The organism is Archangium sp., from assembly GCF_036388035.1.
In the GTDB taxonomy this organism is placed as follows: Bacteria; Myxococcota; Myxococcia; order Myxococcales; family Myxococcaceae; genus Archangium.
Genome location: NZ_DASVSO010000661.1, coordinates 1 through 23,650, shown reverse-complemented (window position 1 = coordinate 23,650; position 23,650 = coordinate 1). Strand labels below are relative to the sequence as shown.

Genomic DNA, 23,650 nt, shown 5'->3' with positions numbered 1-23,650 from the left:
CGGCCGTCCCGGCACCCGCCGCGCCCGCGCCGGCACCCGCCGCGCCCGCGCCGGCCGCCAAGGCGCTCCACGGCTCCCTCTTCGATGAGCTGGTGGCGCGCTGTGGCCTGTCGCCCGTCATCGCCCCCTCCACCATGACGCGTGCGTGCCGCAAGGCCGGGGTGGAGCCTCAGATGCTCAACCCCGTGACGCTGGCGAAGGCGCTGCCGAGCATCCGCGACATGCTGCACATCTTCCTCGATGCGCAGGAGGCCGAGCGGCGCATCCAGTCCATTCAGGCGCTGGCGCACGCGTCCTCCGGCGCCTCCGCCCCGGAGGGCCGGAAGACGCGCTGAGGCCCGCGCTCACCTCGCGTCGAACGAGGGGGCCGGCGGGCCCACCGTCCCGGGGACGTGCTCCAGCGCGCGCAGCTCGGCGCGGGCGCGGAGCAGTCCCACCGTGTAGAGGACGGCGAGCGCGGCCAGGCAGGCCAGTCCCAGCCAGGTGTAGCGCTGGACCAGCTCGGTCTCGCTCCAGCCGTAGACGTCGGCGAGCGTGGAGGGATCGCTCAGCCCGACGCCCTCGTTCTCCCCGAAGGGGATGCGCTCGAAGTCACTCCGAGCGGCCCACCACTGGGAGAAGGCGTCCATGAAGGACGCGGCGCCGATGACCAGGTAGCCCCAGTGCAGCCAGCCGCGTCGCAGGGCGGAGTCCCTGGGGGCGTAGACGGTCGCCATCAGGAGGCTGCCGAGGACGAGGCACCCGGCATCGCCCCCGAAGGTGAAGAGCTGGATGGCCTTCGAGAGCGACAGCACCCCGGTGCCCACGAACTGGAGGACGAGCCCCGTGGCGCCGGCGATCACCAGGGAGCGGCGCTGGGTGAACGCTCCGCGGAGGATGAGCCCTCCGAGCGAGGTGGCCAGCAGCAGGAAGACGAAGGTGGAGCGGGTCTCCGAGATGCGGGTGAACCACGGCCCGGGGATGGCGGAGAAGCCGCAGAACCAGGCGGTGACGGCGTGGCCCAGCTCGTGGATCCACATGGACAGGAAGATGCGAACGAGCCTGCCGCCCACCGGAGAATTCACGAGCAGCCAGGCCACGACGAGCGCCACGGGAAGGGCGAACTGGCGCATCCGCAGCTCGAGCCGTGCGTCCTCGAGGTCTCCGTCCCAGGCGAGCCCCTCGGGTGGGAGGTGCGGAGGGCGCTCGGGCTCGGCGTAGGAATAGGGGGCGGGCTCTCGTGGCTCCAGCGCGGGCGTGGCCGGCTGCGCGGGAGCGGGCCGCGGGGCGAGCCGTGCCGCACGGGCCTCCGCCTTGGCGTAGAGAACGCCGCATCTCGGGCACTCCGGCGCGAGGATGCGAGGCTCACCACAGCGGGGACATGCCTTGGGCAAGGGGCTCTCCATCGGGTGGAGTGTACAGGAGAGGAGCGCGTGCGGTGGCGCTCCTCCCGGCCCTCACCGTGCTGCCCGGGGCGTCAGTGCAGGGTCTTCTTGATGCGGCTCATCCGCTCGTGGGTGCGCTTCTGCGCGGGCAGCAGCTCCATCCGGACGAAGCGGCGGGCCTCGCCATGGGTCTTGTCCATGTCGCGCTGGTAGTCCGCCAGCCCATGATCCTCGCCCTCCTCGAGCGCCTGGATGGCGGTCTTCTCCCCCAGGACGTCGGCGCCCGCCTGCACCAGCTTGGCGAAGGTGCCCCAGATGCCGGAGCCTCCAGCGGGCGTGCCCCCCAGCTTCTCGATGCGCTCGCGGAGCGCCTCCACGCGGTGCTCGTGGTCGTGCAGGCAGTCCTCGATCGCGCCGCGAATGCGGTCATCCGACACGTGACCGATGGCCTGACGGTAGGTCTCCACCGCGGAGATCTCACCGCGAAGGAAGGAGTTGAGTGTCTCGACGTCGGTGTTCGCCATTGGCTTTCCCCCAGCGTGGATTGGCTCGCGCAAAGGTGATGCTCCCTCGCGGAGCGGCAACGGGCGCTCCTCTGCCTTGCCCCACGCCGAGACGGCGGAAGGGGGGTTGCTTGCTCGCCAGGGGTGAACGGAGGGGCGGTGGGGGCGTCCGCTTCCGTCGCCTTCCCCAGCTTCAGGACGATGGCCAACACCGCGCGGGGCGCTCCTTCGGGCCGCCAGCCCTGGGAGAACAGGCGCGGCCCGCCCGCGCCCTCGAAGGAGTCTTCCGTGTGGTGGATGGCCATGTCGCGCTCCAGGGGCCCGCGAGAAGGGGCGGGCGTCGAGCGTACCCGCCCGGGCCTGGAGGGGGAGAGGGGCGAGCCCCGCGGTGTGCGCCCTGGACGACTATCCGCCCTGGGCGGCCGGCGGGCCCTGCTGGCCCTGGGCCCGTGCCCACAGCGAGAGCAGCTCCGCCTCGCGCTCCGGGGTGAGCCCGGCGCGCGGCTTGTCCTGGCGATCCTCGGGCAGGCTCTTGAACCACGCGAGCGCGTCCCGGGTGGTGACGACCGGCGAGCGGAACTTCAGCCCGGCCCGCACCGCCTTGGCGTTGCTGCGCAGGTGCATGCCCGCGTAGGCCCCGAAGGCCGGCGCCCAGATGGGGAGCGCGCCCTCGCCGTCCTCGCCGTTCTTCAGGAGGAACTCCCCGGGCACCCAGGTGAGCTTCGTGTTCGCGCCCGTCACCTCCTTGCAGGCCGCGAACATCTCGCCCATGGTCCAGGGCTTCTCCGGCCCCACGGCGTTGAAGATGCCCGTCGTGTTGCGCTCGATGAGCAGCACGAGCCACTCGGCCAGGTCGCGCACGTCGATGATCTGCATCGGGTCCGAGGGGCTGCCCGGCGCGAGCATCTCGCCCCCCTTCTCGAAGCGCAGGGGGAAGTACACGTAGCGGTCCGTGCGATCCTCGGGGCCGACGATGTAGCCGGGGCGGACATTGGCGACGCGGCCCGGCAGCGCCTTCTCGGCGGCCTCCTCGCAGGCGCGCTTGAGCCCGCCATAGTTCTCGAAGTTCTTGCCCATCGTCTCGACGGTGGGGTCGGCGAGCGTGGCCGTCTCGGCGCTCTCGTCCGCGTGGGGCGTGTCGTTCTTCGCGTAGGCCGAGACGCTGGAGATGTAGACGTACTGCCCGACGTTGGGCGCCAGCAGCTCGGCGGAGGCGCGCACCATGCGCGGGTAGTAGCCCGAGGTGTCGAGGACCGCGTCGAACTTCCGGCCCTCGAGCGCCTTCAGGCCCTCGCCCTTGTTCGGGTCGCGGTCCCCGTGCAGCTTCTCCACGTCGGGGAAGAGCTCCGGCCGGGTCTTGCCGCGGTTGAAGAGCGTCAGCTCATGCCCGCGCGCCCGCGCCGCGGTGACGAAGGCCGGGCCGAGGAAGCCCGTCCCTCCGAGGACCAGAATCTTCTTCTTCGCGGGGGCGGAGGAGCGCTCCTCACCGGACAGGGCGCGCATGCTCGGGGCGCATGCCGCCAGCGAGGCCGCGGCCAGGGAGAACTGGAGGAACTGCCGTCGGGAAGGGGTCATGGTCGGGCTCGAAGGGCGATGGACCAGGGACGAGAGGGAGCGACCGGGCCACGCATGGCTCGGTCTCCTGGTGGGCCTCCAAGACACCGGACGATTTTCCGTATTCCCGACGTGTGGACCGGCTCACCGCCGGGAGCGGCGGGCCTTGCGTGTCGTCCCGGAGCCGCCCCCGGTCCCGGAGTCCCGCGGGGGCTTCGGCTCGGGCGCGGCCTCCGCCGTGAGCGACGGTGCGAGCCCCATCGCGAACCGGGGAATCGCGGCATTCGCCAGCTCCCCGGCGACGTTGGCGGCGGAGCGGGCCTCACAGGTCTCCCACATGCGCAGGAAGGACTCGGCCGAGGAGAAGAGCGGGTCGAGCTGGGCGTCCGTCATGCCCACGTGGAGCAGGTCGCGGATGAGGTCCGGCAGCAGGCCGATGTGGGCCAGCCCGTCGGTGTTGAAGTCGAACTCGCGCGTGCCGGCGCGCGAGCGCACGAAGGGCACGTTCGTGCGGTGCATGGTGCCGGAGTAGGGCAGGGGCGGCTTGTTGCGCTGGAGCATCTGCTGCACGGGGAGCCGCTTCTCGCGCAGCGAGTCCCCCTTCAGCCCGGAGGCGGCGTTGGGCCCGTAGCGGGGCCCCGGCTGTTGGTTGAGGCCGTTGAAGTCGGTGCCCATGGCCACGCCGCCGGAGCCCACCTCGCGCAGCAGGGAGAGGGCGTACTGGTAGGACTGTGCCCACGTCTTGGACGAGCGCGCGCAGTCGTTCTCCACCGTGCTGCCGGGGAAGTCCTTCAGCTCGTGCTGGTTGGTGATGGGCGCCAGCACCCCGCCCAGCGCGAGGATGCGCCGCGCCTGCTCGCGCGTCTTCATGTACTCGTTGGAGCACTTGCTCTTGAGGCTCGTCTCCTGGCGCGCCAGGGCCTGCTCGCGGAAGGCGCAGTGCGAGGAGACGAGCGGGTAGTCGTGCTTCTCGGCCAGGGTGAGGACGGCGTCGGTGCACAGCTCGGACATGTGCTCCAGGTCGAGGATGAAGCCCTGGCGCATGGCCTCGCGCAGGAAGACCTCGCCCGTCGGGGTGAGCCCGAGCCTGTTGACGTGGCCCTGCCCCGGCGCGTTGTCCTTGTAGCCCCGGGGGTAGTGCGCCCGGCGCGTGACCTCGTAGACGGTGACGGACAGCTTCGTCTGGGTGTCCATGCCCTCCCCGAGCCGGAAGCCCACGCTGGGGTTGCCCCGCACGTCGAAGAAGTGCCCGCGCAGGAAGTGGTTCAGCAGGTTGAACTTGTCGTCGTAGACGGCGGCGCCGCCGAAGCTGTTGTTGCCCAGGTGCAGCGGCGTCATCATCCGGAAGCCCTGGTCCCGGAGCCATTGGAGGATGCGGGGAAGCTGCTCCAGTTTGAGGGGCTGCTTGCCGAGCGCCTTGCGGTCTCCCAGGAGGCTGTCCAGCGAGTCCACCTCCACACTGGCCACCACGGCCAGCTTGCCGGACGCGATGAGCTGGCGGGCCTGCGAGGCGCTCAGGGCCAGGCCCATCCAGTCCGCGTGCCGCTCGGTGAAGCGGCGCAGCTCGGCCATCTGCTTCTCGATGGAGCTCTGGTCGCTGTCCGGGTGGCGGCTCTCCTCGGCGAGCAGCTCGTTGTTGACGGCCACGCTGCACAACAGCCGCAGCCCTCCGTCGTGCGCCCGCTTGAGCCAGTCCACGAAGACCTGCTGGTGGATGCGGGTGTTGAAGTGGGGCCAGTCCGCGAAGGAGCCGTGGCCACAGGGCCCGTGACCGAGGCCGCCCTCGATGAAGGCCTGCACCAGCGGCCAGTCCTTCCCGAAGTTGCCAACGCCCCACTTGCCGTGGAGGTGGATGTCACAACGGGCGAGCGCCTGCGCGATGTCTCCATCCGGACGTCCGGCGAGCAGGTGCCCGCCAAAGCCCAGGTGGGCCATCGTGTGGCAGTGCAGATCGGCGAATCCAAACACGGGGGGTGCCATGGAAGCCTCCGGAGCCGGCTGGGAGCCGCGGCAGCATGCCCCGGATGCTTCACGGCGTCACAGCTTCCGGCCACTTTCGTTTCTTCACCAACGCTCGCGGCGTGGGGCGGGCGCGGGTCAGTGCGTGGCGGGGCCGATGAGCCAGCGCGCACGGGCCCGGGCCACCACCTGGCCGGACTCGTCGCTCAGGTCCGCCTGGACTTCGTACTCGCGCCGCTCGCCGACGACGGCGGTGGGGGCGCGGCACTCGGCGGTGATGGAGCCCCGGGCCTTCTTCAGGTAGTCCATCTCCAGGTGCGTGATGATGCCGCGCATGTCCCCGGGCAGGGCGGACATCATCGCGACCCCGGTGGCCACCTCGCCCAGGTTCATCAGCGCGATGGCGTGCACCGAGCGCAGGTGGTTGCGGACGCTCCGCCGGTCCCGCATGCGTATCCGGGCGTAGCCCTCCTCCAGGGAGAGCACCTCCGGGTGGATGGTGCCGGTATAGGGCGCGAGGTTGCCGAGGATCTGCCCCATGAGGACTCCACCGCCGGGAGCGTGGCGCAGCACGCCCCACGCGCGGCGCAGGGTCTCGGACGAGGCGAGGCGGGAGAAGGACTCGGTCAGGCTGGAGAGCGTGAGCATGGCTCCGGGGACATAGCACTCCCACGGCCTCCAGGGGCGGAGTGTCCGCCGCGAGTGTCCGCCTCAGAGGATGTAGTTGGCGGTGCCTCCGTCCACCCGGAGCGAGGAGCCGGTGGTGGCCGAGGCGCGCGGGCTGCACAGCGCGCGGGCTGCACAGGTAGACGGCCAGGTTGGCCACCTCCTCGGGGGTGGCGAAGCGGCGCAGGAGCGGATGGCGAAGCCGATTCCAAGGGTGGAGCCGGTGACGAGGGCACGGCGGTTGCGAAGCTCGAGTTCCATGTGTCGGTTTCCTTCGAGGAGGGGCCGGGGGGGTGTATCCGGGGCTCGGATTCGAGCGGAAGGCGGTAGACTGCCGCCCTGTCTGGAGGCCCCGCATGTTGCCCCCCTTCGTCCCGCGTTCGCCGGTGAGCATCGCGCTCGCTGTCTTCGCCATCAACCTCGTTCGCTATGCGCTCATCGCCGTCCCGGCCTACGTCCTCTTCCACCGGCTGACCCCCAAGCGCGCGGTGTCGCGGCGGCTCGGGCCGGGGCCCACCGGCTCGAAGCAGGCGCGCAGGGAGCTCTTCTACTCGATGGTGTCCCTGGGCATCTTCGGGCTCATGGGCGTGCTGATGTTCGAGCTGGCCGAGGCCGGGCTGTCACGCATCTACACCGACGACCGGTATGGCCCCGTGTGGACCGTCCTGTCCGTGCCGGTGATGCTCGTGCTCCACGACGCGTACTTCTACTGGACGCACCGCTTCATGCACTGGAAGCCCGTCTTCAAGTACGCCCACCGGGTGCACCACCTGTCGCATGACCCGTCGCCGCTCGCCGCCTACGCCTTCCACCCGCTGGAGGCCATCATCGAGGCCGGCATCGCGCCCCTCATCGCGCTGACGCTGCCCGTGCACCGCGACGCGTTCATCGTCTTCCTCACCCTCTCGCTGCTCATCAACGTGACGGGACACCTCGGCTTCGAGATGTACCCGCGCGGCTTCCTGCGCTCGCCGCTGGGGTGGATCTTCAACACGACGACCCACCACCACCAGCACCACCAGAAGACGAACTGGAACTTCGGCCTCTACTTCAACGTGTGGGATCGGCTGCTGGGCACCAACCACCCCCAGTACGCCGCGACGTACGCGGCCATCACCGAGCGGCCACGCGGGACAGCGGATGCTCCCGCCGCCGTGCCTCCAGGAAGCGAAGGAAGCGGGGGAAGACAGCTCGAGCGCAGTCCTTCCCCATGAATACGTCCTGGTGCCCGTACCCCGGGATGACCTCGAGCGAGTGCCGTCCCGGCGCGAGCGCCTCGAGCCGCCGGTAGCACACGACGTTCGAGTCGGTGAAGACGTGGTTGTCCTCGCCGGTGACGAGCAGGATGGGCGTCTGGAGGTCGCGGGCGAAGCGGAAGTAGTTGTCCGGCAGGTGGTCGAGCCGTGAGTCTCCGAGGTCGTACTTCACCGCGCCGCCGGCCCGCACCATCTTCAGGACGTGCCGGTAGTAGTGGTGGCTGGTGGGCCCGTAGAGGTCCCCGCCGCGCCGGTGGGTGACGGGGTGCAGGTTCTCGTGGCGGTAGAGCGCGGGCGCGCCGGAGCCCCACATCATGCTGAGCATGTGGCAGGCCGGCTCGTCGCACTCGCGATGGAGCAGGCCCACGGCCCGGCCGAGCAGCCCGCTGCGCGACAGGAGGGGCTCGTGGCGGGCGTTCGGGTCCAGGTAGGGCATGTCCAGCACGTGCTCCAGGAGGAAGGGCGCCACGGCGAGCTTGAGCTGGGACCAGCGGGGAATCCGAGGCGTGAGCGCGGCGCTGTTGGCGATGACGCTGGAGATGTCCTCCACCGCGCCGCCAAACAGGCTCATCATGAAGGAGACCGAGCCCAGGCAGTGGCAGATGACGTGCAGCCGGCAATCTCCCACCACCTGGCGGAGGCGGGCCACGGCCGCCGGGAAGTCGAATGCGGCGACGTCATCCAGGGTGTAGCGGTGCCGCCGCAGGTTGTACGGGTAGCGGTTGCTCATCCGGAAGTCGAGCGTCCACACGTCGGAGAACCCATGGTCGAGCAGGTAGCGGACGAGGTTCTCATGCTCCGGCATGATGAACATGTCGCTCGACGTGGTGAGGCCGTGGATGAGGAGCACCACGTCGTCCGCCGGCGCGCGGAGGAAGCGGTGCAGGCTCAGCCCGAGCCCGTCCTGGGTGGTGAAGGGGTGGACGTGGATGTCGGCGTCGGGGACGCCCTCCAGGGTGTGGAGGGGAATCTCCCGCTCCCGGGCGCTGCTGTCCTCCAGCTTCGAGAAGGTGCGCATGCTGTCGGCTCTCCGAGGCTTCAGGCCACGGCCTCCGGGGAGGTGGGCAGGCGGATGGGGCGTCGCGCCAGGAGGGACTCGGCGAAGCGGTCCGCCAGCGCGGCGATGGTGAGTGCGGGGTTGGGGCCGACGGGTCCGGGCATGACGGAGCCATCCGCCACGTAGAGGCCGGGGTAGCCGAAGACCTCGCCGTTCGCGTCGACGACGCCCTCGTCCCGGTGGCGAGCCATGGGGCAGCCGCCGAGCGGGTGGACGGTGATGACGTGGCCGAGGTGCGTCAGGGGGAAGTGCATCAGCTTTCCCTCGAGCGCCTCGGCGACGTCCTCCATGGCGTGGCGCAGGTGGCGGAAGTACGCGGCCGAGGCGCGCGGGCTCCACTGGAGCGCCATCTTCCCTCCACGGGTCATCCGCAGCCGGCCGTCCGGCACGTCCCGCCCCATGCCGAGCAGGGCCATGGACGTGGCGGACTCCAGCCCGGAGCCGAGCGCCTCGGCGAGCTCCGCGCAGATGTCGCTGTCGCGCTCCAGCCCCAGCCACACCTTGGCCAGGTGTCCGGCGAGCTGGAGCGAGCGGAGCGCCGTCTTGAGGGGGTGGCGCACCTCGTAGAGCCAGTTGAAGAGCTCCGGGTGGCCCGCGTCCTGGAGGTAGAAGCCGCGCCCGCCACCGCCCTCCAGCGAGTCCGGGTAGCGGAGGGTGCTGGTGATGACGGGGCCGTTGCCGCCGTCGAGCATGCGGGGCCGGGGCGTGCCGGAGCCGCTGTCCATGCACCGCACGACGAGGCCCAGCAGGTCTCCGTTGCCGCAGAAGCGCGTGCCGAGCTTCCGGCTGAGCCGGGGGAACGAGCGCCGGTTGCGCAGCAGCAGGTGGTTCGTCCCGAAGGTGCCGGCCGCCAGGATGAGCCGAGTCGCGGTGAGGGTGCGTCGGGGGGGCTCGGACGTGGGAGGGGCGCCCTCCTCGGTGCCGCCATGGTCCACGTACGCGACGGCATAGCCTCCCTCGGCCCGGGGGCGCAGCGACATCACCTCGCACCGGCTCCGGAGGTCCGCGCCGTGGCGCTTCGCGGCCGACAGGTACGTGTAGTCGAGCGAGTTCTTGCTCCCGTAGTTGCAGCCGAGGTTGCACTCCCCGCACATGCGGCAGGTGAGGCGGGAGCGGCCGTGCAGGTTCGGGGACGGCTCGCGCAGGGGCTCGCCGGGGTGGGGCACCTCGCCGGGGTTGCCGAAGGTCACCGCCAGCGGGGGGAGGAACCACTCCTGGCCCAGCCGCTCGGCGGCGTGCCGCATCGCGCGCGTCTTCGGCGTGGAGCGGTAGGGCTCGAAGTCGACGGGTAATCGTTGGGGTCTCAGCATCTCCTCCACCTGGTCATAGTGGAGCTCGAGCTGCTCGCGGGTGACGGGCCAGTGCTCGTAGCCGCCGGCCGCGAGGTCCTCGCGCACGAAGGTGTGCTCGTCCTTGCGGAGGAGCACGTTGGCGTAGACGAGCGAGCCCCCTCCGAGCCCGCTCGCCACCACGCCACCGAGTCCCCGGAAGGACCAGATGTTGAAGAGGCCGTGCAGGCCGTGGGCCGGGTCCCAGAAGTTGTGGCGCATCTCGTAGGGACTGCGGGGGAAGGAGCCCGGCGGGTACACCTTGCCGCGCTCGAGCAGGCATACGCGCAGCCCCGCCTCGGCCAGCCGGTAGCACATCACCGAGCCACCGAAGCCGGAGCCGACGATGATGGCGTCGAAGTGTTCAGGTCTTGGAGCCATGGTGTGCGTGCCTCAATCCCAGGGCGTCCGCGAGGGGGCGAAGCGCACGGGCCACACCTCGGGGAGCCGCGCGTACAGGTCCCAGAGGTTGCCGAGGAAGAACTGGCCGAAGCGCACCACGGTCTCCGCTCCGCCCCGAGGCGCCCGTAAGCTGGCCAGCAGTTGGAGGAACCCGCTCACGCCGATGGTGAGCACGCCCGCGCCCACCACCGGACCTCGGTTGGAAGGGCCCTCGTGCAGCGTGCTGTAGAGCCGGGTTGTCTCCCGCCACAGGTTCGAGCCCGGCGCGTCCTGGAGGAACTTGGTCCCGGCGAGGAAGTACTCGCGCTGCGCGTGGGCGAAGGTGACGCCGTAGCGCATCAGCCGCATGCCCGGGTCCTCGGTGGGCGAGAAGAGCTGGAAGCTCCCGTGCAGGACGGGAAGCCGGTCGCCGAAGGGCGGGAAGGAGACCTCGCCCTCCAACCGAGCCTCGTGCGAGGGGTCGCCGAGGAAGGCCTCTAGCGAGTCGATGCGGAGGGTGGAGTGCAGGGTGAAGGGCGTGGCGTGGCCCGCGTGCTCGCCGTGTAGGGGATCCCAGGCGCCAGGGGCCAGGGGTCCGGACATCGTCTCGCGGAAGAGCAGGTCGGGGGTATTTCTCATCAGCCGTCGCCTCCGGGCCTCGCGCCTTTGGGGGTGCACGGGTGCCCGTCTAGGCTGAGGGGCAGAGGGTGGGCTGTGATGGGTTCGCCGTGCCCGGGTGGCTGCCCGCCAGACGGCCGTGGCGGACTCCTGGCCTCACTTCACGCGGTGCCTAGCTTCCAGTGGAGAACTGAACACGCTTTCAGGGAGCTTCAGCCATGGCACGTACACGCAAGCAGAGCCGGAGCAGCAGTGGGCGCGAGGCGCTTCGGAAGAACGGGATGATGGCGCACCTGCTGGACTCTCTCGACGACGGCCAGGACATCGGTCACTTTGGCCGGCTCGTCTTCGCGATGGTGGCGCGCCACTTCCTCGACGAGGAGGAGCTGCGGGACACGCTCCTGCAGGACCCGGCCTTCGACGAGCGGCAGGCGCTCGCGCTCATCGAGCAGGTGAAGGCGAAGGACTACAGCCCGCCCCGGCGCGAGAAGGTGCTCCAGTTCCAGGCGCAGCAGGAGTTCCCCATCTGCCCCAACGCGGAGGATCCGGACGCGTGCAACGTCTACAAGGACCTCCAGTTCCCGGAGAGTGTCTACGAGCACATCTCCGAATACCGGGAGCAGAAGGCGCACGTGCACGAGGAGGACGCGCCCGCGGCCGGGCCGGCGTGATCTCCCCGGGCGCGCGGCAAGCGCGGAGTGGCGGTGGGTGTGCGAAGGCGGTTCATTAGCTTCAGGCGGCACCGCCGCTTGCTGGGCTGCCCAGCATCCGTTCGATGATCTCCAGTCCTGTCTTGACTCCTGGTACGTATTCTTGGGGTGACTGGATGGAGTGAATGAGGTTGTGGCTTCCCCTGCGGCCTATGCTTGGCCAGTAGGCAAGAGGGCTGCAAGATGGGGGGCGACATGGGCGACTCGTGGCGAGCGAGAGGGTGCTGAAGATGACGAGGCGAGAGAAATTCCGGGCATACATGGCGAATATGTCGGCGACGGCCAACCCGAAGTTGGCCATCGAGCGCCAGTTGTATGTCACGCCGCCGGACGCCATCTCCGATCACATTGTGCGTCGCTTCGAGATCGAACCGGCTTCGCGCCAGCTCGTTGTCGGCGGTATTGGTGCGGGGAAGACGACCCAGCTTCTGAGGGCTCAGGCGGGGCTTTCTGCTCTCGATGACGTGTGTGCGGAGTATATCGATGTAAGCGAGCAGTTGGAGATGGCGCAAGCCAGGCCCGGGTGTCTCGTTGCCTTGGCGGGGCTGTACCTTCGCTCAATCCTGGAGAGCAAGTCCGCTACCAGCATTCAATGGGCTCCTCTCATGAGCTGGGCCAAGGGCTACTGGCGCTATCCGTATGAGGACTATTACGGCGATGATGGCGATGGCAGCGAGTGGCAGCCAGGTATCGTGACTCCCCCCAAGAAGCCTTGGGTCGATATCGCTGATGATTATGTGTCACTCCTTCATGAGGCGCATGGTGTGCTGGCGGAACGTGGCCAGAACCTCGTTCTGCTCTTCGACTCGTTGGACAGGATGACGGACACGCGTGTCTTCACCAAGATCGTTGAGCAGGATGTCGCGGCCCTGCACTGGGCGAAGATTGGCGTGGTCTTGATTGGACCCATTCGCTCATTGAGCGGATTCGAGCGGCTCGACGTGGAGCATTTTGATTACCTGCACCTGCAAAGTCCGGTGGATGTCGAGCATGACGAGCGGGGCCGCTCATTTCTTTTCGACGTCCTTCGTCGTAGAGGTACTCCTGAAATACTACCTGATGAGACGGCAAGAAGGCTCGTGAACCTCTCGGGCGGAGTCCTGCGTGACCTCATCTATCTTGCCAAGGCCGCTGGCGACGAGGCTTACCGGCAGGGGGCGGAATGCATTGGTGGCGAGCATGCTGATGCAGCCGCCGAGGGTTATGGCCGGGCTCTTCTAGTGGGTCTCAAGCAAGAAGAGATCGAGACACTCAAACACCTGCGTGCCACGGGAGGGTTCGTGCGTACGTCTCAAGAGGATCTGGAGCTCATTGCGACCCGCCGCATATTGGAATACCGCAGCCGTTCCTCTCCTTTTGCTTTTTCAGTACACCCGGTGATCGCTCCACTGCTCGACCAATTGGCCGGACGGACATGAACCTTCATCCCACGGCGACGGAATTGGGTGATTTCGCCTTCGACGTACTCGAACGACTTGGTCCCAATGAGTGGCTTGCTCTTGTGGTTTCCGAGGACCAGATGGGGCAGGTCGTTGGTGCGCTCATGGAGGAGTTGAGAGCTATAGGCGACATTGAACCTGTTCACATCCAGGCCAGGACGGCTCAATCCCTTGTCGAAGCAGTACGCAAGCAGAAGGTGGGGGTACTGATCATCTCGGGTTTGAATGATTTCAGTCCTCTGGACTGGCAGCATCTGGATGAGGAGCGTTCTGTGCTCCAGCGGGAGAATGCGTCCATCTTCATTCTCGATGAGAGCGCCTTGGGGCAGTTCTTCCGCCATGCCCCCAATCTCGCAAGCTGGCTGGGGGGCGCCGCCTGGCGCCTGGAGACACGCTCTCATCTGCTCTCGGCGCGAGAACGTGAAGCTCGCCTTTCTGGATTACGGAATGGGTACGGCATGACGGATGCGGAGGTCATTGCCCGCGCTGAGCAGGGAACGCTACCGGGTGATCCTCCTTACGCGGAATGGCTCGTACTGTTGGGACGAGGAGATTTGCTTGGCAAATGAAGACAAGCCTCCTGCTCCTCCGGAACTTCTGAAGAAGATGCGGGCACTCCAGGGGCGTCTCGAGCAAGCGCTTGAGCCATTGCCCCCGACGGTGGAGGAACTCCGTAACGAGCTTCGGCGCATTCTCCAGAAGGCGATTCGAGACGAGGTGCTCCAGACTCCTCCCTATAGCGCGACTCAGTTGCTCAAGCTGGAATCAGCGGAGCAATCGCGGAAAGTCAAGGAGCGTGGAGGTACTCACGCAATCGTTGGAGGTTACAAGGATATCCCTCGGCTTTCTGGAGACATCGATCCCAGGAAGAAGTTCATTCGGGATGACGGGGCGGTCATTCATTTTTCCATCACGGTCAGGGAGAGCCCTGGCCAGCTTGAGCTGATCGCCTACGATTTCGAACTCTACCATCCCTCCCGTGTGCCAATCTGGTTCGTGCGGTTCGATCTGAACCAGCCAGGGCACCACAACGACAGGGAGCTGGGTCTGCGCAGCCATGTTCATCCCGCACACGATGATTTGCAGATTCCGGGCGCGATGCTCTCACCTGCCGAGGCTCTGTCTTTTCTGCTCTACGGGTTTCGTATCCGGCGCGAGGCCGCGCGGACTAAATAGCGCCTCTCTTTATCCCAGTGGTTGGGTGGTATCTCGGCAATGTCCTAACCCCGGGCAAGCGGGGGCAGGTGCTCCAGCAGTCGGCCCAGGTCGGGCTGGAGCTCGTCGGGTGCGGCGGTGGCGAGCAACTCGGCGTCGTGGTTGCCCCAGGTGACGCCGTAGGTGCGCAGCCCCGCCGCCCGTCCGGCGAGGATGTCGGCGGTGGTGTCTCCCACCATCCACAGGCCCTCGGCACCCAGCGCGCCCAGGGCTCGGTGGATGACGTCCGGCGCGGGCTTGTGCGGGAAGCCGTCGGTGCCCTGCACGTAGTCCACGGCGGGCATGAGCCCGAGCGCCTCGACGAAGCGCCGCGCCATGTCGGTGCGCTTGGTGGTGGCGATGGCCAGCCAGTAGCCCCGCTCGCGCAGGGTGCGCAGCAGCTCGACGACGCCGGGAAAGGGGCGCGAGCGGTTGACGAAGTTGCGCGCGTAGTGCTCGCGGTAGACGACGCACAGCTGGGGCGCGTGCGTGGGCGCGAAGTGCGCGTACATGGCCTCGAGGGGCTGGCCGATGAGCGCGCGCACCGCCGCGTCCTCCGGCGCCGGCAGTCCCAGGCTTGCGAAGCCGTACTGGAAACTGGCGATGATGTCCGGCAGCGAGTCCACCAGCGTGCCGTCGAGGTCGAAGACAATCGTCTTTTGCAGGTGCGTCATGGGGCGGTGCCCGGGCCTGTACCACTCCAGGCGGGGCCGGGGGGGAAGTGTGTTATCAGCGCCGGCCATGTCGTCGAAACGCGTCCTGGCCCTGGCGATCCTGCTCCTCGCGCTCCTGGTGGCCGTCTGGCAGCGGGCCCGGGCGGTGGAGCGGCTCCCGCCGGACTTCGACGAGCTCGTCTACCTCCCGGTGGCGTACCGCTACGCGGAGAAGGTGGCCGGAGGCCGGTGGAGCGAGGTGGCGTCCTACCGGGAGAACTTCGAGCACCCGCCGTTGGTGAAGCTCCTGTTCGCCTCGGAGTTGCTGGCGACGGGCACCCCCGAGCCCGACTGGAAGACGGTGCGCGTGGGCCGCCCCATCCCCGAGCCCGCCGTGCCGGCCTTCCGGCTGACGCGCTGGCTGTCCGCGGTGACGGGCATTCTCCAGGTGGGGCTCACGGGCCTGGTGCACCCGGTGGGAGCGCTGCTGCTCGCCCTCGACTCGTACCACGCGAAGTACACCTCCCAGGCCTACCTGGAGGGAGTCCCGGGCCTCTTCGCGATCCTCGCCGTGCTGGCCTTCGAGCGCTCCCGCCGTGCCGCCTCGGGGACGGGGGCGCCCTTCCAGCTCGGGTGGCTGGCGCTCTCGGGAGGGCTGCTGGGCCTCGCGGCCGCGGGCAAGTACCCCTACGCCATGGTGGTGGGGCTGGCGTTCCTGCCCTTCCTGCTCGGGTACGGGCGCGCGAGCGGCCGGGTCTGGGCCGCGCTCGTGCTTCCGGCGGTGGGGCTGTTCCTGCTCGCGCACCCGGCCCTCTGGCCGGATCCGCTGGGGCTGCTGTGGGAGTCCCTCACGTTCCACTGGCGCTACTCGCACAGCGAGCACGTGGTGCGCTCGGCACTGCCCTGGTACCAGCCGCTCTACCACCTGACGCACGCGACGCCCACGCGCTGGCACGCGGGAGTCTTCGCCACCGGGGCCGCGACGTGGGTGCTGCTGCCGCTGGCGGCCGTCGGCGCGCGGGCCACGTGGCGCCAGCGTCCCGTGTGGGCCGTCTGGGCCGGCGTGGGGCTGGTGTTCCTGGTGCTCTGGCCCACCAAGTGGGCCCAGTACCTCCTGCTCGTGCTGCCGGCGCTCTCGGTCTGCGCGGGCATGGGGGTGAGCACGCTCCTGGGATTCGCCCAGCGCCGCGTCCAGGGCTGATGCCCTCCAGGGCAGGGGAGTGTCTTCGGAAAGGCAGGGAGCCCATTCGGGGTACCGCCCCGCGCGCCACTCGGGGACAATGGGACGGCGCCGGAGGACGTGGGTCCCGGCGGCTATCATCCACACGGTACGTGGAAAGGGGGGCACGTCCGTTGATTACGTTCAATGACTCGGAGTGGCCGTTGCTGACGGTGTCGTTCTCGGGAACGAGCTCGGCCCAGGAATTCGAGGCCTACCTGGCGAGGATGACGGCGTACCTGAACCGCCGTGAGACGTACCTGGCCATCCTCGACAGCAGCAAGGCGTCCAACGCGCCCACGTTGGAGCAGCGCCAGCGCCAGGTGGAGTGGCTCCAGAAGCACGACGCGGCCCTGCGGCAGCGCTCACTCGGCAGCGCGTTCGTCATCACCTCGCCCTTCATCCGGCTGGCGCTGAACATCATGTGCCAGCTCAAGCCGCTGTCCTGCCCCCACACCATCGTGGGGGACATGAAGGTGGCGCGGGCCTGGGCCGCCGAGCGCTTCCAGGCCGCGAGGCTCCCACTGCCTTTCCTGCTCCTGCGGAACGGGGAGGGGCTCGCCGCGACCGGTACCCAGGGACCCAGGTAGCGGCGGGTCGGACGCTTTTTCGGTCAGCGGGCATTTGCGTCCCGCCCGTGTCAGCGGTTAGGGGAGGGATGGGTACTCCCATGGCCACACAAATCCGCTCCGCGCACCCCTTCCTTCCCGTCACCCGAGCCGACATGCAGGCCCGGGGCTGGGACCAGCTCGACATCATCATCGTCACCGGGGACGCCTACGTGGATCATCCCGCGTTCGGCCCGGTGCTCATCGCCCGCTTCCTCGAGGGGCGAGGGTTCAAGGTGGGCATCATCCCCCAGCCGGACTGGCACTCGGCCGAGCCCTTCAAGGCGCTCGGCAAGCCCCGGCTCTTCTTCGGGGTGGCCGCCGGCAACCTCGACTCGATGCTCAACCGGCTCACCGCGCAGAAGAAGAACCGCTCCGAGGACCAGTACAGCCCGGGCGGGGCCACCAACTGCCGGCCGGACCGCGCCACCATCGTCTACGCCCAGCGCTGCCGCGAGGCGTACCCGGACGTGCCCATCATCCTGGGGGGCATCGAGGCCTCGCTGCGCCGCATCGCCCACTATGACTACTGGAGCGACAAGGTGCGCCGCTCCATCCTCCTCGACGCCAAGGCGGACCTGCTCGTCTTCGGCATGGGCGAGCGCCCGGTGTGGGAGGTGGCCGACCGCCTGCGTCGGGGCGAGAAGATCGAGGACATCCGCGACGTGCGCGGCACCGCCTACCTCATCAACGACGCGGAGATGAAGACGCACGAGGCGGACCCGGCGAAGCGGGCGGCGGACCGCAAGACGGTGGTGCTGCCCTCGTACGAGGAGGTCATCGCGGACAAGCGGGCCTTCGCGCTCATGTCCCGCGACTTCCAGCTGGAGACGAACCCGGGCAACGCGCGGCCGCTCGCGCAGCGCCACGGCAACCGCGGCATCTACATGAACTCGCCGGCGCTGCCGCTGGAGGACGGGGAGGCCCGGAGCGACTCGGTGGCGATGGACGAGCTGTACGACCTGGCCTTCAACCGCGTCCCGCACCCCATGTACAAGGAGCGCATCCCCGCCTACGAGACGGTGAAGCACTCCATCGTGCTGATGCGCGGGTGCTTCGGCGGCTGCTCCTTCTGCTCCATCACCGAGCACGAGGGCCGGGTCATCCAGAGCCGCAGCGCGGAGAGCGTGCTGCGCGAGGTGCGGGCCCTGCGGCGCATGGGGGACTTCCGCGGGACGATCACGGACCTGGGTGGCCCCACGGCCAACATGTACAAGCTCAAGTGCAAGAGCCCGGACATCGAGCGCAAGTGCCGCAAGCTCTCGTGCGTGCACCCCGGTGTCTGCGAGAACCTTCAGACGGACCACGGCCCGCTCATCGACCTGATGCGCGAGGTGCGCGAGGAGGACGGCGTGAAGCACGTCTTCATCGCCAGCGGGGTGCGCTACGACCTGGCCGAGCGCTCGCCCGAGTACGTGAAGGAGCTCGCCGCGCACCACGTGGGAGGGCAGCTCTCGGTGGCCCCCGAGCACGTGTCGCCTCGGGTGCTGGAGAAGATGAAGAAGCCGGGGATTGAGAGCTTCGAGCGCTTCCAGACGATGTTCGCGTGCGCGAGCGAGGAAGCCGGCAAGGAGCAGTACGACATCCCCTACTTCATCAGCGGCCACCCCGGCTCGGCGCTGGAGGACATGGTGGAGCTGGCGCTGTGGCTCAAGGACAACGGCAAGCGCCCGCGCCAGGTGCAGGACTTCATCCCCACGCCCATGGCCATGGCCACGGCCATGTACTACTCGGGCTATGACCCGATGAAGATGGAGCCCGTCTACACGGCCAAGGGGCTGCGGGAGAAGCGGCTGCAGAAGGCGCTGCTGCTCTACTGGAACCCCGAGCACTGGCCGCTGGCGCGCGAGGCGCTGATTCAAGCCGGCCGTGAGGATCTCATCGGCCGGGGACCTCGGGCGTTGGTGCCGCCGGAGACCCCCGCCGAGGCCTCCCGCCGCAAGCAGGCCGAGGCGCGCGAGCGGCCCGAGCGGCGCACCCGCTGAGCGCCTGACTCCTCGGCTGCCCTCTTCCCCGTCAAGTGGACGAGGGGACAGCGCACATGTCGGGGTTCGTCGTCACCTTGTGGGGCATGACGGACCTCTTCCAACTCTTCGCGGTGGCCGCGGTGGTGATGGGCATGTCCCAGACCATCTCCAAGGAGCGTATCTTCGCGCCTCTGCGCGAGCGGCTCGGTGGCAAGGAGACCTTCTTCGGCTACCTGGTGTCCTGCCCCTACTGCGCCTCGCACTACGTGGCCTTCGTGCTGGTCCCGCTCACGGGCACCTATCCCATTCAGGTCGTGGTGGGCGGCTGGCTGGGGAGCGTGCTGAGCTGGTTCCTCTCCTCCATCCTCATCACCGTCATCGCGGCCTTCTACCGGGTGCTCTTCTGGTTCGTGGACGAGTCGCAGGGGCTGGTGCGGCGGCGGCAGCGGACGGAGGAGGAGGAGATCGCCACCAAGCGGCTCGTGCGCAAGAAGGTGGCGCGGGAAGTGTCCCTGGGCGAGTCGGAGGAGGACCCCGAGCCCCCGGCGGCGGCGCACTGAGCGCGCCGGTTGCCGTGCCGGGAGGTGGGGATTAGGTCATCTCCATGTCCTCGCGCCCCAAATCCCCGGACAGCGTGCTCGCCATCGAGGTGGAGATTCAGTCGGAGAAGGCCTCCGCGATGCGGCGGGTGGCCCGACAGCTGGAGTCGCTGCTGGCGGAGCTGGAGCAGACCGAGCAGGCCCTGCACGGGCTGAGTGGCCCGACGCGGGCCCGCTTCGTGGAGCGGCACCGGGAGCTGCGCGCGGAAGCGGAGAAGCAGCGCTGGTACCTCATCATCCAGCGCGAGGCCATGGGCCTGCGGCACCATGGGGACATCGACGAGCTCTACCGCCTTCCGGCTGCCGTGCAGTAGCCCGGAAGGAGGGCAGGGGAGCGACTACGCCCGGCGGCGGTAGAGGCGCTCCTGGATGTCCAGCTCGTCGTACTCGTTCTCGATGACGGTGTGACGCAGCGTCTCGCCGCGCCCCAGCGCGAGGGTGCCGAAGCGCCGCAGCGACTGGTGCAGCAGCCGGTACACCCGCGCCTGGAGATCCGTGCCGAAGTAGATGAGCACGTTGCGGCAGAGGATGACGTTGAACTCGTTGAAGGTGCCGTCGCTGACCAGGTTGTGCTGCGCGAAGACGATGTTCTTGCGCAGCGAGGTCTTGAAGATGGCGTGGTCGTAGTTGGCCGTGTAGTAGTCGCTGAAGGCGGCCTTTCCGCCGGCCCGCTGGTAGTTGGCCGTGTACTCGCGCATGTGCTCCAGCGGGAAGATGCCCGACTTGGCCCGCTCCACCACGGACGCGTTCATGTCCGTGGCGTAGATGCGGCTGCGCTCGTACAGGCCCGCCTCCGTGAGGAGGATGGCCAGCGAGTACACCTCTTCGCCCGTGGAGCACCCCGCGTGCCAGATGCGCACGAAGGGGGCGGAGAAGAGGTGGGGCACCACCTTCTGGCGGAACGCCTCGAAGAAGGACGGGTCGCGGAACATGGTGGTGGTGTTCACCGACAGGTGCTGCAGCAGCTCCTCCATCATCGGAGGGTCGTGCAGCACCTTCTCTTGCAGCGCGGAGATGCTCCCCAGTCGCTGTGAGTGCACCATGTTCCACACCCGCCGCCGGAGTGACTGACGGGCGTAGCCTCGGAAGTCCAGGCCGTCGCGGCGGACGAGTCCCTCGAGGAGCAGATCCAGCTCGATGTCCTCGATAGGCTCCTCGCCCACCGCTACCGCCCGTGCCGCGCCGTCACTCATCGCCCGTCACCCGTTGCATTACCCGTTGGTGGTGTTGCGAGCCCGGTCCGCGGTGCGGAACAGCCACACGCGCAGCAGGCTCAGGAGCTGATCCGTCTCCACCGGCTTGGTGATGTAGTCGCTGGCGCCCGCGTCGATGCACTTCTCGCGGTCGCCCTTCATCGCCTTGGCCGTGAGCGCGATGATGGGGAGCGTCTTCAGCTCGTTGACCTGGCGGATGGCCCGCATGGTCTCGTAGCCGTCCATCTCCGGCATCATCACGTCCATCAGCACCACGTTGAGGTCCGGGGTGGCACGGATGAGGTCGATGCCCTTGCGGCCGTTCTCCGCGTAGATGACCTGCATCTTGTGCTTCTCCAGCACGCTGGTGAGGGCGAAGATGTTGCGCACATCGTCGTCCACCACGAGCACCTTCTTGCCGGCGAGCACCGGATCGCTCTGGTGCACCTGCTTGATCATCGCCCGCTTGGACTCGGGCAGGTTGGCCTCCACGCGGTGCAGGAAGAGGGCCGTTTCGTCCAGCAGCTGCTCGGGCGACTTGACGCTCTTGATGATGATGGCGTCGGTGACGCGCTTGAGGACGGTCTCCTCCTCCTCGGTGAGCTCCTTGCCCGTGTAGACGATGATGGGCGGGGTGTGGCCCTGGCGCTTCATGCTCTCGATGAGCTCCAGGCCCGTCATGTCCGGCAGGCCGAGGTCCAGCACCACGCAGTCGAAGTACCTCTCCTGCATGGCGGCCAGGGCCTCCTGCCCGCTGCCCACGGGGGTCGTCTTCACGTCGCCGTTGCCGATGAGGCTGACGATGCTGTCGCGCTGGCGCTGATCGTCCTCCACCACCAGCAGGTTCTTCACCGGCCGCTCGATGAAGCCCTTCACCCGGCCGAGGGCCTCGCCCAGGGCGTCGCGGGTGGCCGGCTTCTGGAGCACCGCCAGGGCGCCCAGCCGCAGGCCGCGGCCGCGCTCCTCCTCGCTCGCGGAGATGATGTGCACCGGGATGTGGCGGGTGCGGCTGTCGTGCTTGAGGCGGTCCAGGAGGTTCCACCCGTCGATGACGGGCAGCCCGATGTCCAGGGTGATGGCGTCCGGGCGGTACTGCCGCGCCATGGCCAGGCCGGTGTCGCCGCGCAGCGCGACGAGGCCCTTGAAGCCGCGCTCCCGGGCCAGGCCCAGGATGATGCGGGCGAAGACGATGTCATCCTCGATGATGAGCAGCGTCCGGTCCCCCGGCTGGATGTTGCGCCGGTCGTCCTCGACCTCCTCCTCGCGGGCGAGCTCCGCGTCCTGCATCACGGACTCCACCTCCGCGCGCAGGGCCGTCAGCCGCTCCTCGGAGGCCGACCGGTTGTTGCCACCGCCGGTGCTGTTGCCGCCGCCGCCGAGGTTGGACGAGCGGAGCTGGGGCGCCGCCGGCATGTACGTCTGCGGCACGTAGAGGGTGAAGGTGCTGCCCTTGCCCGGGGCGCTGAGCACCTTGATCTCTCCACCCAGCAGCTTGGCGATCTCCCGGCTGATGGACAGACCCAGGCCGGTGCCGCCGTACTTGCGGCTGGTGGTGCCGTCCGCCTGCTGGAAGGCCTCGAAGATGATGCGCTGCTTGTTCTCCGGGATGCCGATGCCCGTGTCGATGACGGAGAAGGCGAGCACCGAGCCGCCCTTGTTGAGCGCGGGGTGATCGACGCTCCAGCCGCTGCGGGCCGGGCGCACTTCGAGGGTGACGGTGCCTTCCTCGGTGAACTTGAAGGCGTTGGCCAGCAGGTTCTTGAGCACCTGCTGCAGCCGGCGTCCGTCGGTGAGGACATGCGAGGGCATGTTCGGGGCGAACTCCAGCTTGAAGGCCAGCTTGCGGTCCACCGCCACCTGCCGGAAGGTCCGCTCCACGAAGTCCTTCAGGCTGTCGAGCGACACCTCGTCCACGTCCACGCTCATCGTCCCGGACTCGATCTTCGACAGGTCCAGGATGTCGTTGATGAGGCTGAGCAGATCGCTGCCCGCGCCGTGAATCGTCTGCGCGAACTCCACCTGACGGCCGGAGAGGTTGCCCTCGGAGTTCTCGGCCAGCAGCTTGGAGAGGATGAGCAGGCTGTTGAGCGGCGTGCGCAGCTCGTGGCTCATGTTGGCCAGGAACTCGCTCTTGTACTTGGAGGACAGGGCGAGCTGCTGGGCGCGCTCCTCGAGGGCCACCTTGGCCTGCTCGATCTCGCGGTTCTTGCGCTCGACCTCCATGTTCTGGACCTGGAGGAGGCGGCTGCGCTCCTCGAGCTCCTCGTTGGTCTGCTGCAGCTCTTCCTGCTGCTGCTTGAGGCGCTCCTCGGAGGCCTGGAGGCTCTTGGCCTGCTGCTCCAGGCGGCGGTTGGTCTCGGTGAGCTCCTGCTGCTGGCTGCGCAGCTCGTCGGCGAGGCTCTGCGACTGCTTGAGCAGCTCCTCGGTGCGCATGCCGGCGGCGATGGTGTTGAGCACGATGCCGATGGACTCGGTGAGCTGGTCCAGGAAGGACAGGTGCGTCTCGCTGAACCGGTAGAAGCTGGCCAGCTCGATGACGGCCTTGACCTGGCCCTCGAAGATGACCGGCAGCACGACGATGTTGAGCGGCTTGGACTCACCCAGTCCGCTGTTGATGCGGATGTAGTCGTCCGGCACGTCGGTGAGGAGGATGCGGTCCTTCTCCAGCGCGCACTGGCCCACGAGGCCCTCGCCCAGCTTGAAGGAGTTGGCGAGGCTCTTGCGCTCCTTGTACGCGTAGGCGGAGAGCAGGCGCAGCGCCTGGCTCTTCTCGGTGCCGTCCATCAGGTAGAAGACGCCGTGCTGCGCCTGAACCAGCGGCGCCAGCTCCTTGAGGATGAGCTTGGAGACCGTCTCGAGGTCGCGCTGGCCCTGCAGCATGCGGGTGAAGCGCGCGAGGTTGGTCTTCAGCCAGTCCTGCTCGGTGTTCTTCTGCGTGGTCTCACGCAGGTTGGCGATCATCTGGTTGATGTTGTCCTTCAGGGCCGCCACTTCGCCCTGGGCCTCGACCGAGATGCTCCGGGTCAGGTCGCCCTTGGCCACCGCGGTGGCCACTTCCGCGATGCTGCGCACCTGGGTGGTGAGCGAACCGGCCATCGAGTTCACGTTGTCCGTGAGGTCCTTCCACGTACCGGCCGCGCCAGGCACCTTGGCCTGACCACCCAGCTTTCCTTCGATACCCACCTCGCGGGCCACCGTGGTCACCTGGTCGGCGAACGTGGCCAGCGTGTCGATCATCCCGTTGATGGTGTCGGCCAGGGCGGCGATCTCTCCCTTGGCGACGAGGGCCAGCTTGCGCTTCAGGTCACCGGCGGCGACCGCGGTCACGACCGTGGCGATGCCTCGCACCTGGGCGGTGAGGTTGCTGGCCATGCTGTTCACG

22 protein-coding genes and 1 pseudogene are annotated in these 23,650 nt (G+C 68.5%); 11 read left to right on the top strand and 12 right to left on the bottom strand.

The window, feature by feature from the left end:
- Window positions 1-335 (top strand): annotated as a pseudogene (locus tag VF697_RS27070) (hypothetical protein); the annotation flags it as partial.
- 9 nt (window positions 336-344) lie between these two features.
- Here VF697_RS27070 and VF697_RS27065 read toward each other — a convergent pair.
- From VF697_RS27065 to VF697_RS27040, 6 genes are all read right to left on the bottom strand, one after another.
- Entirely contained in the window at window positions 345-1,373 is a 1,029-nt protein-coding gene (locus tag VF697_RS27065) for a hypothetical protein (protein WP_331099615.1), read from the bottom strand.
- Window positions 1,374-1,456: 83 nt separating this feature from the next.
- On the bottom strand, window positions 1,457-1,888 hold the full coding sequence (locus tag VF697_RS27060; protein ID WP_331099614.1) for a DUF2383 domain-containing protein: 432 nt from the start codon (window positions 1,886-1,888) through the stop codon (window positions 1,457-1,459).
- Between the two features lie 384 nt (window positions 1,889-2,272).
- Complete coding sequence (locus VF697_RS27055) at window positions 2,273-3,442, bottom strand: NAD-dependent epimerase/dehydratase family protein (RefSeq protein WP_331099613.1); 1,170 nt, start codon at window positions 3,440-3,442, stop codon at window positions 2,273-2,275.
- 123 nt (window positions 3,443-3,565) lie between these two features.
- A complete protein-coding gene (locus VF697_RS27050; protein ID WP_331099612.1) occupies window positions 3,566-5,401 on the bottom strand; it encodes a membrane dipeptidase in 1,836 nt (611 codons plus the stop codon).
- Between the two features lie 117 nt (window positions 5,402-5,518).
- Entirely contained in the window at window positions 5,519-6,028 is a 510-nt protein-coding gene (locus VF697_RS27045) for a hotdog fold domain-containing protein (protein WP_331099611.1), read from the bottom strand.
- Between the two features lie 63 nt (window positions 6,029-6,091).
- Window positions 6,092-6,307, bottom strand: a complete 216-nt coding sequence (locus tag VF697_RS27040) for a hypothetical protein (protein ID WP_331099610.1) — start codon at window positions 6,305-6,307, stop codon at window positions 6,092-6,094.
- A gap of 95 nt (window positions 6,308-6,402) precedes the next feature.
- Here VF697_RS27040 and VF697_RS27035 point away from each other — a divergent pair, with 95 nt between their 5' ends.
- Complete coding sequence (locus VF697_RS27035) at window positions 6,403-7,260, top strand: sterol desaturase family protein (RefSeq protein WP_331099609.1); 858 nt, start codon at window positions 6,403-6,405, stop codon at window positions 7,258-7,260.
- Here VF697_RS27035 and VF697_RS27030 read toward each other — a convergent pair.
- The 3 genes from VF697_RS27030 to VF697_RS27020 are packed head-to-tail and all read right to left on the bottom strand — an operon-like array spanning window position 7,160 to window position 10,707.
- A complete protein-coding gene (locus VF697_RS27030) occupies window positions 7,160-8,320 on the bottom strand; it encodes an alpha/beta fold hydrolase (protein WP_331099608.1) in 1,161 nt (386 codons plus the stop codon). The genes VF697_RS27035 and VF697_RS27030 overlap by 101 nt on opposite strands.
- Window positions 8,321-8,340: 20 nt before the next feature.
- A complete protein-coding gene (locus tag VF697_RS27025; protein ID WP_331099607.1) occupies window positions 8,341-10,068 on the bottom strand; it encodes a GMC family oxidoreductase in 1,728 nt (575 codons plus the stop codon).
- A gap of 12 nt (window positions 10,069-10,080) precedes the next feature.
- Window positions 10,081-10,707 (bottom strand): hypothetical protein, encoded by a 627-nt coding sequence (locus VF697_RS27020; RefSeq protein WP_331099606.1) that lies wholly within the window; start codon window positions 10,705-10,707, stop codon window positions 10,081-10,083.
- Window positions 10,708-10,904: 197 nt separating this feature from the next.
- Between VF697_RS27020 and VF697_RS27015 the strand changes: the two genes are divergently transcribed.
- From VF697_RS27015 to VF697_RS27000, 4 genes are all read left to right on the top strand, one after another.
- Window positions 10,905-11,357 (top strand): hypothetical protein, encoded by a 453-nt coding sequence (locus tag VF697_RS27015; RefSeq protein ID WP_331099605.1) that lies wholly within the window; start codon window positions 10,905-10,907, stop codon window positions 11,355-11,357.
- Window positions 11,358-11,617: 260 nt separating this feature from the next.
- A complete protein-coding gene (locus VF697_RS27010) occupies window positions 11,618-12,814 on the top strand; it encodes a hypothetical protein (RefSeq protein WP_331099604.1) in 1,197 nt (398 codons plus the stop codon).
- The gene (locus VF697_RS27005; RefSeq protein ID WP_331099603.1) at window positions 12,811-13,404 is read left to right on the top strand and encodes a hypothetical protein; all 594 of its coding nucleotides are present in this window, start codon (window positions 12,811-12,813) and stop codon (window positions 13,402-13,404) included. Before VF697_RS27010 ends, VF697_RS27005 begins: the two co-directional genes overlap by 4 nt.
- Window positions 13,394-14,011, top strand: a complete 618-nt coding sequence (locus VF697_RS27000) for a hypothetical protein (protein WP_331099602.1) — start codon at window positions 13,394-13,396, stop codon at window positions 14,009-14,011. Before VF697_RS27005 ends, VF697_RS27000 begins: the two co-directional genes overlap by 11 nt.
- A 44-nt stretch (window positions 14,012-14,055) precedes the next feature.
- Here the strand turns inward: VF697_RS27000 and VF697_RS26995 are convergent, their stop codons facing one another.
- A complete protein-coding gene (locus tag VF697_RS26995; protein WP_331099601.1) occupies window positions 14,056-14,703 on the bottom strand; it encodes an HAD-IA family hydrolase in 648 nt (215 codons plus the stop codon).
- A gap of 67 nt (window positions 14,704-14,770) precedes the next feature.
- Between VF697_RS26995 and VF697_RS26990 the strand changes: the two genes are divergently transcribed.
- The 5 genes from VF697_RS26990 to VF697_RS26970 all read left to right on the top strand — a co-directional run bounded on the left by VF697_RS26990 (window position 14,771) and on the right by VF697_RS26970 (window position 19,389).
- Window positions 14,771-15,883 carry a hypothetical protein gene (locus tag VF697_RS26990; protein ID WP_331099600.1) on the top strand — a complete coding sequence of 371 codons (1,113 nt, stop codon included), beginning with the start codon at window positions 14,771-14,773 and terminating at the stop codon, window positions 15,881-15,883.
- Window positions 15,884-16,035: 152 nt separating this feature from the next.
- Window positions 16,036-16,491, top strand: a complete 456-nt coding sequence (locus VF697_RS26985) for a hypothetical protein (protein ID WP_331099599.1) — start codon at window positions 16,036-16,038, stop codon at window positions 16,489-16,491.
- 80 nt (window positions 16,492-16,571) lie between these two features.
- A complete protein-coding gene (locus VF697_RS26980) occupies window positions 16,572-18,494 on the top strand; it encodes a YgiQ family radical SAM protein (protein WP_331099598.1) in 1,923 nt (640 codons plus the stop codon).
- A gap of 56 nt (window positions 18,495-18,550) precedes the next feature.
- Window positions 18,551-19,036 carry a hypothetical protein gene (locus VF697_RS26975; RefSeq protein ID WP_331099597.1) on the top strand — a complete coding sequence of 162 codons (486 nt, stop codon included), beginning with the start codon at window positions 18,551-18,553 and terminating at the stop codon, window positions 19,034-19,036.
- A gap of 44 nt (window positions 19,037-19,080) precedes the next feature.
- Window positions 19,081-19,389, top strand: a complete 309-nt coding sequence (locus tag VF697_RS26970; protein ID WP_331099596.1) for a hypothetical protein — start codon at window positions 19,081-19,083, stop codon at window positions 19,387-19,389.
- Window positions 19,390-19,413: 24 nt separating this feature from the next.
- Here VF697_RS26970 and VF697_RS26965 read toward each other — a convergent pair whose 3' ends face one another.
- Together VF697_RS26965 and VF697_RS26960 are read right to left on the bottom strand one after the other, a co-directional pair.
- The gene (locus VF697_RS26965) at window positions 19,414-20,268 is read right to left on the bottom strand and encodes a protein-glutamate O-methyltransferase CheR (RefSeq protein ID WP_331099595.1); all 855 of its coding nucleotides are present in this window, start codon (window positions 20,266-20,268) and stop codon (window positions 19,414-19,416) included.
- An 18-nt stretch (window positions 20,269-20,286) separates the two neighbouring features.
- Window positions 20,287-23,650: response regulator (locus VF697_RS26960; protein ID WP_331099594.1), on the bottom strand; the 3,364-nt coding region annotated here is incomplete at its 5' end.